The sequence below is a fragment of the Paracnuella aquatica genome, from assembly GCF_003332885.2.
Lineage (GTDB): Bacteria > Bacteroidota > Bacteroidia > Chitinophagales > Chitinophagaceae > Flavisolibacter > Flavisolibacter aquaticus.
The window spans coordinates 1-14,188 of record NZ_QOWJ01000010.1; the positions used below are offsets into that span (position 1 = coordinate 1).

The following is a 14,188-nucleotide window of genomic DNA, read 5'->3' on the forward strand; positions in this document are numbered from 1 at the left end:
ATCAGTGCACCAGGTGGGTCAGTTTGTTCCGGCCAGCCTGGATCAATTTGCTCCGGCCAAACCGGGTCACATTAAACCGGCCAACCTGGATCAATTTGACCGGCGTATGCAGTATAGCTACCGAAGTGACGAAAGCTTAACCTACCATGACCTGTTGCCGGGTATGCGTCTACGGATTGAAAAAGGCCTAGCAAACGATGATGAGGATCGTGCCCATGTTTTGGACACGGTAGGGTATTACGATGTAGCGCGCCATCCACAGGGATACTTGCAATTGTCTCCCTATTTTTCTTCTATGGCGGCTTTTTCGGTGCCATACGACGATCCTGCCACCCCAAAAGCAACAGCCGGTGCTGGAGATTGTGCCGTGCAAAACAACTCTTGGCGCTATATGGGGGTGTCTACTCCTTCCTTACTGCGCCCGGTCAACAGCGCCAGCGCAGGAGGGGGCTGCCTCTATACCTCAGCGACTAATAAATGCAACCAAGTACTGATTGGACAGACGGAATTTGCAACTTTTCACCAATCGCTTTTACCCGCGTTTAAGGATTGCCGGGGCAGCCTCTCACTGCAATCCATTATTTCAAATTGTACATCCGAGACGTGCTGCCATTTTGGTAGTTCAGCCTATACACGCATTGTGCTTAGCACCGCATTAATGGTTAAAAATCCCCAAGGTGCTTTGATGCCTGTTGAAATGGGTACGCTAGCCGGTAGCCTAGGTTCTCAAATGGGCGGAGCCCTTAAAGTAAAGCGGCGTTATAAAAACGGCTACCGCACAGTCCGTGGACCGATTGATGAACTACCCTTACTCTTATTTGACCAATTAAAACGTAAATAATGCCTTTGTTGTACAAAATCGATGGCACCGATTTATTCGCTGCTTCTGCTGACACTTCCAAGTGGAAAGATTTGCGCAGTGTCGTATTTCTCCGCGGAGGAGGCGCCACACTGGATACAAACAAGCTATTTACTTTGGACGCTACCATTGTGGTGTTTGACCAAACCAAACTAAGTGCCCAGGCCATACAGGACTATTTAGCAAGCCATCCTGCTGTTCAGCAAAGAGGATTACTCTACCTAAGTAACCGAAGCGATAAAATTGTCGCTAGGCTTAGCAAGTTTTACGAACAGGGTGGTCAGTATTTTTTGGAAAAAGACGTTTTTGAGTTTGCCTTTGATGACCAGGTGTATTTGGAGCTCTATGCCAATACAAAAGTGTGGCTAGAGCAGAAAGGGAGCCAGGGTTTTTTGGTGTTTGCGCCACAAAACGACGACGGCCATAACCGGTATGCCTCCCTCCCGGTTCAAGACGCGGTACGGCTTTCGATTACCGGAGTGGAAGGTAATGGTGTATTTCAATTCAGCGTAGCGGCTCCCCCCAGTTTTGTCGGGGCCTATATCGGGTTTCGGTTCTCGTATCCCTTTAAACAGCTGCCCAACAGCGTGGAGGTGCAGGCGAAACATTATGCATTTCTTGCGGAGGAGCCGTCTTTGGGTTTTTCAGTGCAGTTTAATCCATTTGCCACCCCGGATGGGACTTATGCGTATGATGCCACAAACCGCCTTACCCTGTTGCAGAAAGGCCCGGTAAAATCTGCTTTTATAGCTACCGATGGTTTCGACATTTATTTTACTCCTGATAAGGAGGCCGGATTTCAGTTGGCGCGTCAAAGCCTGCGTTTGGTGCAAAAAGACGGCACCTGGCAGGGCTCACCCAATGAAGGTGAGCTTGCGAGCTATTTTAACCCGGTTGGAACGTTCTCCGTTTCCTCTCCCCCTGCCAAGGGAAAAGGAAAAAAAAGGCAAAAGCCCATTAAAATGATCATCGGTGCCTCCGGTAATGAATACCTGGAGCTTTCCGAGGGCGACACGCTGCAGTTTGTAAGCGGGCAGGGTGCCCTACTCAATGTGGCCACCCTCAGACTTTTTAGCGAGGAAGCTTCACTGCTCAACATTAGAGGTGGTTCGCAGACCGCTTACCTTTCCTGCAGCAAGGCTACCGGGTATTTTGCCCAGCCTCAAGAAGCACCCCTGTATAAACAAGACACCTTACCTCGTGACGTTCTATTTGGGTTGGTCTATGATACCGCACCCATCCCTGTGGTGCCTTTTTCCAGCAGCGCGCACAATTCTTTTTTGGTACAATCGCCGCAAAAAACGGAGACTCTATTTGATGCGGAGGATAATTTTATAAAGCGCGAACGGCAACGCATTGTACGGACGGGGCACGATTTCAAGTCATTTATGGCCCAAAGAGACTATGAAGAAGAAATTGTTTATAACAGTGCAACGCCCCAGGGGTTTTTGGCTGATATAAGGGAAGACGAGCAAAAGGCCCACCGAACTCAGAGCCTTCAATTTTGCGTTTCTTCTACGCCCTTTACCGTACCGTGGCCTTCGGTTGATTTACAGCGCAGTTTGTTGAAAAGTAATGCGCTGGCTATGCTCACCCCCTTACACCACCAATACCTCACTGCTTCCGGTATCGTGCAGAGCGTGGTGGATTCGGTGGGTTGGAAATTCAACTTCCTGCAAAAAGAAAAAGACCAGGTGCTGGCAACCTTGATCAACTACCGTAGCGTACCGCTGTTACAAAAAGTTGGCATAGCCTTAAAAGCCAATGTGAAACTGGAGGATTTGGCCAACGAAGAGCGCCTCAGGGAAGCACTGCCGGAGAGCCTTTTCGAACTAAAGGAGTTCGTCGAAAAGGAACTGCCTGAGTTGGAAAACAACATTCAGAACACGACCCTGATTTACCGGAAGCTATTTCAGGAAAAATGGAACGGGCTTGTTTGCTTAAAGCACCGAATCATCAAAGAGAGTTTTCCTTCCGCACTTCAAGGCTTGTTTGAAGGGATCCGCTGTCCGGAAAAATTCTTCGCCACCTACTTAGGATTTGATAAAAACAAACTGACGGCCACCGATCGGTTTCAAATCGACAAGGTATCATTTTTTGGAAAAATAAATTATTTCGATGCAGAGCTTTCCACTAAAAGTTCTGCTTGGGTGACCTATGGAGTTGGCGAAGATCAGTCGGCATTTATGGTCAAAAAACTGCTGGTGGAATTTGAAAATTCCTGCATCACGGATTTTGATTGCGAAGTGTATTTTAAGCCCGGGCGATTTTTTGAAAAAAAGGCCGATACCGGAGACGAAGTCTTTCAGTTAAAGGGCACCTATGAGAAAAAAGATGGCGTAGATACCTATCAATTTACCGTACACAAAAACCCGCTGCTCAAAATTAATTTTGAAAAGGACAATATTATCCAGTCCATGCAGCTGGACAGTGTCACCTTTACGGGTATGGGCGGCCACAACGCCTTTTTATTTGACGGACGGATCCATTTTGACTTTGACAATCCAAAATTTAAGCTCGCCGGACAAAAGCTGGGGCTATTCGAATCCCTTTATTTTAAAAACCTGGGATTTAAGGTAGGAGTGGGAAAACTTTTGCTTCCGGATTTTAGTCTCTTTGACCTGACGGCTAACTTGCATTTAAGCCAGCTCACTGATGGATTGCTCAAACATTTTCCGGTAAAGCTGAAAAATTTCCTGGTCAGCTGGAAAGGCACCTATGCTGATGCCTTTAATTTGGATGCTTTGGGTTTTGTGCCGATCAGCAATGCCATTAAGGCGTTTAAATACGGGCTAAACTTTGAATTGGATCTGGGCAGCCTCGGTAACCTGGTTCCGGAATTTCCCTCCGTAAAAGCCGATCTGCTCTTGGGCTGGGATGATTTAAACCATTTTACTCTTGCTCTGCGTCTGCCCACTATCAACACCAATAAGTTTAGTCTTGGCATACAGCAGGTCATCAAAATTGAGGCGGAAAACATAGCCTTGGGGCAAATCAATAACTTCTTTTTCTTGCAACTCAATGATTGTAAAATTTTTCTGTTTGGAAAAAACCTATTGGAAGATTTTAAGAACAATCAGCTGTTCCTTGCTGTACCCACTGCCAAGGAAAAAGTTAAATGGCTGATTAAGTTGCGCGACGACCAGGGTGAACTGATACGCTTATTGGCTATGGGATATGGGGTAAAAGTAGCCGGTGTAGGCACCCTTAGGAATTTCTACGAAGCTTTTGAACGGGTAAAAGAAGGCCTGCCCAGTGGGGAAAAACTCTCCGAACTTGCCACTTATATCGATAACAATGCCGGCTGGCAGTTCGCCACCCATGTACACATTAATGGGTTTGCCGATGTACGGGTAATTTTCTCTGATCCCAGTTTATACGGACTTCATCTGAATTTGGTCAACCTTTTTGAACTCTCCATTTTATACCAGCGCATCGGCAACGAGGGACTCTGGTCCATTGAGGTGCCCCCGCCCATGGGTTTTCGCCAAATTGAAATGGGGGCTGCGTCCTTGGGACTGCCCAACATAGGATTGGACCTGTTCACCAACGGAAGTTTTAAAGTCGATCTTGGATTTCCGCGGGGCTTTGATTACAGCCGTTCCGGGGCGTTTCAGCTCATTCCCTTTATTGGAAAGGGCGGTGTCTATTTCGGGGTCCTCCGCAATATTGCCTATGACTGGCCGGCAGAGAAAGGCACCACCACGATCTATGCCGGACTCGCGCTGCGTTTTGGATTGGGCAAGGAAATACAGCTGGGCCCGCTGACGGCCGGTATCTCGCTGAATGTATACGGTGTGTTGGAAGGAGCGGTTCAACTCAAAAGGCAGGGCACTGCCCTTGTCCTGAATAATTACAAGATTGCAGGCGAAGTCGGCATTATTCTCGAATTGTTCGGCTCGGTAGATTTCGGGATTGTGCGCGGCGGCTTCCTCGTTCGTCTGGGCATTGGGCAAGGATTGGTCGTGCAAAAAGACAAGGCCATTCGCCTTTATATAAAAGCAGAAGTTCTTATAAAAGTCTGGGTTCAAATCCGGATCAAAGCGGGGTTTATTAAAATTACTATCACCTTTAATTTTCAACTGCGTTATCAGCTGCAGCTTAACTTTGTACTCGGCTCCGATCGGGAGGGCAAAGAGATGGCTCAACTCTTCAAAACGCTGCCCAAACGCACTAAAAACCCTGTTCTGCCCTTGGTAAAGCCTTCTTTGACTCTTTACCTGGTGCATGAGCTGACATACCGTTATTCCTCCGCAGGAGTGGCAGAGCCTCAGGTGGTTTTCTCTTTTGCTTTTTTAAGCAAAGACCATCCAGGATGCTCTTACCATGAATCTTACCGGCAGTTTTCACGGACGCTGTTCGAATTGTTTGAATTGAAATTCAAAGATCAATTGGGCCGGCTCAGTGGCCAGCGGGCCGCTCTGTGGATCCACTTTTTAAATAGTCTGGATGATTCGAAAAGTGCGACCTACAAAGATTTTGAGGCTTTGTGGCAGGATGCGGTAAGTGCCCATTTTCACTTTCAATTGCAGTATCTGGAAGGCGGGCTGGGGAAAGATACCGAACTCCACCCCATATTCTTCCCACCGCTGCCTGGCGTACGGCTGAAGGACGCCACCAACAATTATGGGGTGGATTTTGATGCCATTAGGGTTGATGCTGCCTACCGTACGCAGGTGCTCGATACTTATTTCCGCGATTTTTATAACTATCAGTCCACTCCTAAAATCTCCACGGCTGGAAGGGGGGAGATTTCTTTGGTGCAATCTCTTATCAATGATTATGCGAAAACCGTATTGAAATTCCTTTTACTCGATCTGCGCAAGCACCTTTCTAAATTTAGCGAGGAAGAGCCGCTCTCGTATGCCAGAATTTCAACCGAAATCATCGAGCCGTTGATTTTTGGAACCGGCATAACCAATCACGAGTGCTTTAAGAAAGCATCCGTCTTTATGACTGGTGCCCTTATGTCGCGATTTTTGCGTCAGGGAATTATTTGTCCCGACCCAGGCGACCCTGTCCACAAAACCTTGCCGTTTTATGCCCTCACGGGCCAACTGCACCCCCTGAGCCGCTTTACCCTTTGGGATGGGCACGGGGTAGACGAACAGGGCCTGTTGGTGAAGGACCGCTGTCTTACCCTGCGGGACCGTACGGGAAAAGAAGTGGTGCTGCATTTTGATGCCAATGACCTGGATCCCACCATTATTCCACAACCCGAATCCGCGCTGCGCGTTGAAGTAGCCGCACCCGTGGAAAAGAGTTATTATAAGGCCCGAATTGAAACACCCCTGCTGTCTTCCGGTGCCGCAACCAACGGTCTTTTCCATTTGCCCCTTATTGTCGATGATCCAAAGGCTGCATTAGGCAAAGTAAGTGTCTGGGTACAGCAAGACGGGAAGGAGCCTGCACCACTGCCTTCGGATAGGTATTCGTTCTGTACTACGATGCTCTTCGGAGTGCACAGGGACGCTGTGCGCAAAAACGTGCTCTTGCTGGAGCGCAACTTTGAAGGAAACCTCCAATTGCTCAATGAACTGTTAAGGGAGCGTGGAGTGGAGCGGTTCGAGGCATCGTTTTTCCTGCAGGATGAAAACAACCAAACCTTACCGCTACCGGGGCCCCGCTTCACACTGCTGAAAACCAATCTTTCCGAAGAGTCGAATCCGGTAAAGGCAGCCGAGGATCCACAACCAGCCCCTCTATACTTTGCGGATTATGAGGAGGCCAACGGGAAAAACAATCACCGGGCCTTTTTCACCCTGCTGCAACACTATACCATCGTCAACAGCAAAGGATTTGCGTTAATTGTGAACGGGTCAGCGACGCTGGAGCAGGAGCATTATCTCCTTCGTGTGGTGGTTCACCTTCGCGGCGGCGCTGCAGCGGATAAGTCCGTAATCAAAACCTACCACAATGCCCTTCATGTACAGGGCTATGATGCCAAAGGGAGGTACACCCTTCAGTCCGCGGAGCAGTACACCGCACAGCCCAAGCAGCATCCCTACCAGCAGCGGTGGAACATTACCCGGTCCATATCCCCTGCGGCCCATTATGCGACGCATCTTTACGGAAACTTGGCTTACGATTTATTGCCCGCTTCGGCGCCGATAACAGGTCTCAACATAATTCAGCAGCACCAGGTCATTCCCCTAAACGGCGAACAGGAAGCCACTGAGAAAGGCCCAAAGATCCTGCCTTATCAGCATACCTTTTCGCTCATCAAGTATGGTCCGCAAATGCCTGCGCTCAACCGTTATGCCGGAGTTGGGATAGTGCCCGTTGCCCGCGCCCGCTTTTATTTGCGCGACCCCTTTGGAAATGCTTTCCTGATTCCGGGTGAGCATGCCGTGATGCATTGCTATTTTGATCCCATTGTCGGGTTAACAGAGTACCCGGGGCTGGGCCTAACCTATACGTTGCGCACGGACAAGCATCTTGCGCTAACGTTTAGTTTTGATCCGGGCTTTTACTTGACGAAGGAAAAAGGAACTACCGCTATCCAGCAAGAGGTACGAAAGGCTGCTCTGGAGAAATACGGCCTGATTCGCGATCAACTTCTTATGGATGATTTTACGGTGAAGGGGCTTTATTTCCAGGAAGGGTTCGTGGACCAGGCTCCCGCCCTCAAAGGGAGTTTGCTCTCTTTAGTGAATGCAGCGCTGCATGTTCTGACCAAGGAGGATCCGGCCCAGCTGGTAAACAAAAAATCCGATCAGTCGCTTCCGTTAAAGGACACAGTTTATAACACCGAAACAAAGGACTTCCAACCATTCACCCTGGCCATTAACGCGGTTGGTTATATCGATCAGTTCAGCTTTGTGCTCGACGAACTCGGGGACGTAACGAAAGAAAGTGCGCTCGTTTTTGACGGGCAGGGCGGCGTCGTGCTTACCCTGTCTGAGGCCCTCAAAGATACGCTTCGTAAAAAGGGAGAGGCGTATTTGAAAAATAAAAAAGCGAAGCTCCTAGTACACTATGCTGAAAAGAGCAGTCAAATCTATGCGCTCAAATTAAAGGGTAATGAATTAAAAATACCTGCTGATTTTAGTCCACTTTCAGTGCAACTCCTCTTGGAAAGACCAGAGCAACATGTAGACCCGGAAGTCCGTAAGGACCCGCAGTTGGAAGAAGTGTGGCGTTCTCAAACCGAAGTGCTCTACGGGGGCAGCCGCGAGGCGCTGGCCGCGCGGTTTGAAGAAATTTTCGCGGGCAGCAAATTAGGGACAGGCCTCCACCCACAAACCAACCGCGAGTGTTTGTGGATAATAAATGGAACGGCGCTTCAATCTATAGCGCTACAGCAAACGGGCGCAATAGATGAAGTATTCTCGTTTCGTCCACTTCTGAATCAGCTGTATTCCAGCGCCTTGTACAAGGATATGGATTTAGATGTGGAAATGCAAACGATTACCCAAGCGGTAGAATTGTTGCTGGAAAACCGTAATGCGGTGCAGTTGTTAGTAAGTGAAGAGGGACGCGTGCTGCTCCACGATCTTTTGCAGTTTAAAGAAAAGATTGCCGAAGTTTTTGCCGGGAACCTGCTGGCGCCGGTACTGGTGGGGGCGAGTGAACAAACACCCTCGGAAGCCGTGCGGCAAAAGGTTCGCTTTTATGGCAAAGAAAGCTTAAAGCACCTCTACGGGCTGGATACCGTGCTGCAATTCAGAGCCGAAAGCAATGCCTGGCCTGCGGGTAGCCGCCTGTACTTAAAAGCTCAGTGGTCAAAACCAAATCCCCAGAGTAAAGAGTATGCTAGTGCTTTTGGAAAGCTTGATTTTTCCCAAAAAAGGCAAGTGCACCTGCCGTTACTATTCAATTACTTGCCAAACGACGAGGCTATGCAGAGTATTTCCGAATTTGACGTGGAGAGCAGTTTTCGGGTGGCCTACATCGAACACCACATCGAAGGAGATTGGGACGAATACCAGCCTTCTTACTGGATTCGGTTGTTTCAGCCAACAACTACTTTTTCCATAAAAGCGGCCAAAGCTCCGGTAGTGCTGCGCCGCTATCCACGCGACACCCGCGTTGTTGCGCAGCGAGCTGATTACAAAACTGTGAAGGGCACCTTAAAACAAGTGCGGTTGTGGGATTATGAGGTCACGATTGCTTCGCTTTTGCTGCCCCAGGATGATTTTGAGCTCGTGGTGTTGAAAAACAAAAACAAAGGTTTTGGATTGCTAAAGGCGTCCGCTCCGCTGAACTTCGAAGCGATTTGCCAAGCGTCTTCCCTTTGGAAAAGCAGTGCCAAAGAGTTGCTTTCTTTTACTTCTAGTGGCCTTAGTTTGCTTAAAAATTTTGTGGCAGCGTGTACGGCCATTTTACACCCAGTGCAACAAAAGGCCTTGCAGGAGGAGGATGCTTACCGTATTCCGATGCGTGTACACTACAATAGCAAAAGCCAATTAGAGGCCATAACCCTCAACAATATCACTAGCGTCTCCCTGGATTTGCTTTATCAGCTGGATGGCAAGGATATTTCATTTACCCGCAAAGGGGATAAATACACGGCCCAGCAGCCATTTATTCCCGCCGAGGAAGGTCGCTTGCTGCTGCGGTTAAAGGATTTGGATCTGCTGGCGGTGGAAAGCGTACATGCGGGTATCAAAGTGAAGCGCAATACAACTTTCTCCAACGCCAGTTCAACCTTAAAAGTAAACCCGGTCTTTGTTTACGAAACACCCCTTCAGCTTTTCGGTAATATTCTCTACCCGGAAAAAGCGGCGTTTCTCTCCGCTGGTTTTTCCACCTCCCTTGCTCTTGTCCCCGAAACCTTGGAAAAGGAAGTGCTCGCGCCGTTGTGCCGTCAAGTGGCGAAAAGCTTTGAACCCGGTGCGCGGAAAATAGACTTGGAGTTTCGCTATGAAAAGAAAAAAGGCCTTGAAACAGCCTGCCACCTCTCCCTGCCCCTTGAACGGCTGGCGACGTCAACGCTTTCCACCATCGTGCAGCAAATCAAAAAGCTGCCCATGTTTACAGCAGGTGCTGTGGCAACAGGTGGGCGCATAAAGGTGTACATCCAGCTTTATACCTCCCCTGAAAACTCAGGTGGGGAACGCAAGCTTTTATCTATTAAAGAAATTGAATTCAACATCTAAACCATCACTAAAACAAACATCATGATTTTACGTCCTGCTGTCAGAAACGACGATACCTATTTGGCTAAGATTATAAAGTATATTCCCAGTGAAATCATTGCGGTGTATACGGCCATTGCAGGTTTATTAAAGCCCAACACCGATTACTTAAATTATTACCTATGGGTGCTAATCTTACTAGGAGTGATTACACCCGTGTGGACTTATTTTTCGGTGAAGGACAACGATCAGCCTATGGGCTTGATAGCCGTAAAGAAAGCCGCGGTTTTCCACTCCATCATTGCAACGGTGTCATTAGCCGTGTGGATTTATGCCATTGGGGATGAGCTGCTTCAACACCTTTTGTGCGGCAAGGTAGATCAAGGAGAAGTCTGCCATTGGTATCAACCAGTGCTGGCTTCCATACTGCTCATTATTTATACAGGACTTATCGTCCCACTACTGGAGCGCATTATTTTAGGCCCTCCTGCGGATAGTAATACTCAAGTTCAAGCCCAAGTAGCTGCAGGCTCAATCCCTCAAAGCTAAAAGAGCTGATCAAAGGGAGTACCTATGATAATGATTCGAAGTTCACATTGCGGCACATAGGCCCTCATCAAATCGTTCCTTATTGAGTTAATATAAAAAGTTAACTAAGGATTATTCTTAGAAGTTATTTGTGTTATTAGGATTTAATAAAAGTACCATTATGCCCAAAAAAACAAAAAATCCAACAGCACTTGATGTGGTGCAGCATTCCGCTTTACAAAGCCACTACCATACTTTTACTGGTAAGAAGCTCCTCGATCGAAATTTTCCGGGCAATTTTTTGTTGGTTGAAAGTGCAAGTAAAATTTATTCATTCAATTCTGATGATATTCTTGACGAGGAAGAAACATCCGAAGGGTTTGTAAGAATCACTATGCGCCCGGGTTGTTCTGGAATGATGACAACTCCTTATATTGTAGATCATTATACGGTGAGTCTAATTGATGGCATTGACAACCGTGAACCACCTCTTCCTATACATAAATTAGGCGATCCTCCTTTAGCAACAGAAAGTGATATCACTGAATTGGTAGCTAGTAGACCCTTAGCCAAAACACTGTCTGACGCTGCATCTAAGTACAAGAATGAATGTGAATTGGGCGCAACCCTTCCAAATCAGAACCATTGTACTCATTATTTATCAAGTGCCTTTATCCGGGCTGGCTATAATGAATTATTAAGAAAGAATAGTGAAGGCAGAGGAATATTTCACCATTGGTGTGATACCATAACTCCTCCACGTACCAAAAATGAAAATGCTAGGCCCATTAAGGCAAAAGAGATGCATGAATGGTTTAAGTCAATGAAGAAATCCAGCCAAACCGAGAGACCAGACAATCAAGGCTTTTGGGCGGTTTACCAGCACGATGAGGAGGCATATCCAGGGGGCGGAGGGCATGTACTTATTTATGATTCTGATAAGAAAATAGCTTTTGGTACTGGTGTATATTGGCGATGGAAGGAACAATATTTCTACCAGTGGTAATTGCAATGAAAAATTTTGGATGGCTATTCATGGGGATTTCATTCAACTTACCAATGCCTATTGAACAGTCCTGACCCGACACCTTAATGTCTCTTCAAGAAACCCAAGTCATTGCCACCAACTCGTAGGCTAATTACATCAAGGCTATGTATCTAACTTGCAATGGGAGGTAAACGTTCGATTTGAGTTTGATTCCATTCAACATGCACAAATGAATATTGATCGCTACTGAAATTGTTAAAATGGAAAGCGATGGTATGGCTCACTAAATGGAAAAGCACTCTCACCTTTCTCCTACCAATATTGCAATCCAAACCCTTTTGATACTAAAAACTACTTAACTACTTTTGAAATACTCTCCAGTTTTAAAGGGGGCCGATACACTGCTCATGCTGATCGGTTTGTTCGCCATTCCTGCTGAAGTTTTCGGGAAAACTAATAGCAGCGGCGACCTACACCGCATGAACCTTTTTGCGCTCTTCTTAAATGGTCAATTTACGCCGGCCAGCCCTGGTCAATTTGGACCGGCGAGACATGGTCAGCTTAAACCGGCGAACAGTGGTCAGTTTCACCGGCGCATACACTTTCATAAACAAAACTTTTAAAATTCCTCACAAAGTGCTATCCAATTTCGAAGGACTTCTAATCGGAAAAATGCTTGGCTGCATTAAGATGAAGGCTAGTGCCAAATCCAACATTTCTGATGCAAATCGATGCATTTCTATACCTTCACATTATCCTCATTTTTAAATTTGCGGTAGCTCTATTCCTTTACTGGTGTACTTTTAGAGACATAAATCACTTGCAAAATTTTCTGTAGTTGGATGGTGGAGTTAAATCGTTGTAAAACAGTTATTTACAATTTTATTTTGACGAAAAATATTAGGGGTTCATTTCCCGCTCTCTCCGCAGAAATAGTAAAAGTGCAAACAGCTGTAAAAGTTATTTGCACTTTTTGTTTTAATGCATACAGATGCAAAATGGTTTTTAAAAAGCAGCACGACAGTTGTATCATTATTGCTTGAAAAAAGCCCGAGGTATGCACACTGCAATTGTAGCCGGCACAAAGGCTCTGCATAATGATATGAAGGCATGGATGGATCATTTGCACCAGCATCCGGAACTGGCCATGGAAGAAACCGAAACCGCAGGCTTCATCGCCGAAAAGCTGCGGTCGTTTGGCTTTGAAGTTGCCGAAGGCATTGGTAAAACGGGCATAGTGGCTTCCTTAACTGTTGGCAGCAATAATAAAGCTATCGGCCTGCGTGCCGATTTTGATGCCCTGCCAATCCAGGAAGAAAACAACCTTCTGTACAAAAGCAAAGTTGAAGGCAGGGCACACCTGTGTGGTCACGATGGGCACACCGCCATGCTGCTGGGTGCAGCTAGCTATTTAGCACAAACGAAAAACTTTAGGGGAACGGTGCGACTTATTTTTCAGCCCGGCGAAGAAACGATGGAAGGCGGTCCGGCTATGATCAAAGACGGCTTATTTGAACGTTTCCCGGTGGATGCAGTATATGGTTTGCACAATATGCCCGGTCTGCAAAAAGGCAAGCTCTATTTCCGCGAAGGGAAGACAATGGCAGCGGTTGACAACTGGGAAATTGAATTAACCGGCAAGGGTAGTCATGGTTCTATGCCCGAACTGGGCATTGACCCGATCGTATGTGGGTCGTCGCTGGTAATGGCTTTGCAAACCATTATTTCCCGCAATGTGTCGCCGTGGCAACATTGTGTTGTTTCGGTGGGCGCTTTTCTTTCCGGCAATGCTGGCAACGTGGTGCCGAAACATGCGATCCTGCGTTTAAGCATACGAAATATGGACCCGCAGTTGCGGGAGATGGTGCTGGATAAGATCCGCTCTATTACAAAAGCACAGGCAGCATCATTCAATTGTCAATACGAAATACGGGAAGGCATTCCCGGTGCGGTGTTGGTCAACACTCCCGAAAACACGCAGTGGGCGGCAGGTGTGGCCCGCGCCGTTTTTAGCGATGAAGCGGTTGATGATTCGTTGCACGCTTATATGGGCAGCGAAGATTTTGCTTTTATGCTGCAGCAGAAAAAGGGCGCTTATTGTATGTTGGGCAATGGCGATACGCCAATGGTGCATCATCCGGCTTATATTTTTGACCAGGAAATTTTACCCATCGGTGCTGCCTATTGGGTAGGCCTGGCTGAATCATATCTTCAGTGACTGCCAAACACTATGGCATATTTCTAAACGGATGTATTAAGCTTTTTAGCAACAATCTGTTCCGCAATAGCGAACATTGATGCCTGCAACAACGTTACTCCTGCGCTAAGCTTTCCCGTTCACAAAAAGCCAAGAACTTCTTCGCAGTTTCAACGCTTTCTTTAAAAGAAACAGGTTTGGTAAAATAGGCATGTGCGCCTAACGAAAGGCACCGCTCTTTTTCCAGCGGGTTAATGGAAGTGGAATAAATAATGACGGGAATATTTTTAAACCGGCTGTCGTCTTTGATCTTTGCCAGGGTTTGCGCACCATTCATTTTGGGCATGTTAAGGTCCAGCACAATCAGGCACGGAACAAAATCCTTTGCGCAGTATTGCTCCAGCAATTCCCATGCATGCTGCCCGTTGTCGGCAAAGCGCATCACATCGGCGGAGTGGAGCGTTTCCATTGCATCCTGGATAATCGATTTGTCCTCCGGATCATCATCGGCCAGCAAAATATTTTTTGCAGTCATG

7 protein-coding genes are annotated in these 14,188 nt (G+C 47.1%); 6 read left to right on the top strand and 1 reads right to left on the bottom strand.

Annotation, left to right across the window (positions count from 1 at the left end; translation table 11 throughout):
- From DRJ53_RS21415 to DRJ53_RS14070, 6 genes are all read left to right on the top strand, one after another.
- The coding region (locus DRJ53_RS21415; protein WP_162303879.1) for a hypothetical protein at positions 1-841 on the top strand (841 nt) is incomplete at its 5' end.
- On the top strand, positions 841-9,960 hold the full coding sequence (locus DRJ53_RS14050; RefSeq protein WP_162303880.1) for a hypothetical protein: 9,120 nt from the start codon (positions 841-843) through the stop codon (positions 9,958-9,960). The genes DRJ53_RS21415 and DRJ53_RS14050, both read left to right, overlap by 1 nt.
- 21 nt (positions 9,961-9,981) lie before the next feature.
- Positions 9,982-10,488, top strand: coding sequence for a hypothetical protein (locus DRJ53_RS14055; protein ID WP_114236291.1), 507 nt, complete (start codon positions 9,982-9,984; stop codon positions 10,486-10,488).
- Positions 10,489-10,648: 160 nt separating this feature from the next.
- Positions 10,649-11,473, top strand: coding sequence for a hypothetical protein (locus DRJ53_RS14060; RefSeq protein WP_114236292.1), 825 nt, complete (start codon positions 10,649-10,651; stop codon positions 11,471-11,473).
- A gap of 347 nt (positions 11,474-11,820) precedes the next feature.
- Positions 11,821-12,078 (top strand): hypothetical protein, encoded by a 258-nt coding sequence (locus DRJ53_RS14065; protein ID WP_114236293.1) that lies wholly within the window; start codon positions 11,821-11,823, stop codon positions 12,076-12,078.
- Positions 12,079-12,512: 434 nt separating this feature from the next.
- Positions 12,513-13,673, top strand: coding sequence for a M20 aminoacylase family protein (locus DRJ53_RS14070; RefSeq protein ID WP_114236294.1), 1,161 nt, complete (start codon positions 12,513-12,515; stop codon positions 13,671-13,673).
- A 94-nt stretch (positions 13,674-13,767) separates the two neighbouring features.
- On the opposite strand, the gene DRJ53_RS14075 is transcribed toward DRJ53_RS14070, so the two are convergent.
- Positions 13,768-14,187, bottom strand: a complete 420-nt coding sequence (locus DRJ53_RS14075; protein ID WP_114236295.1) for a response regulator — start codon at positions 14,185-14,187, stop codon at positions 13,768-13,770.
- Position 14,188 lies beyond the last annotated feature (1 nt).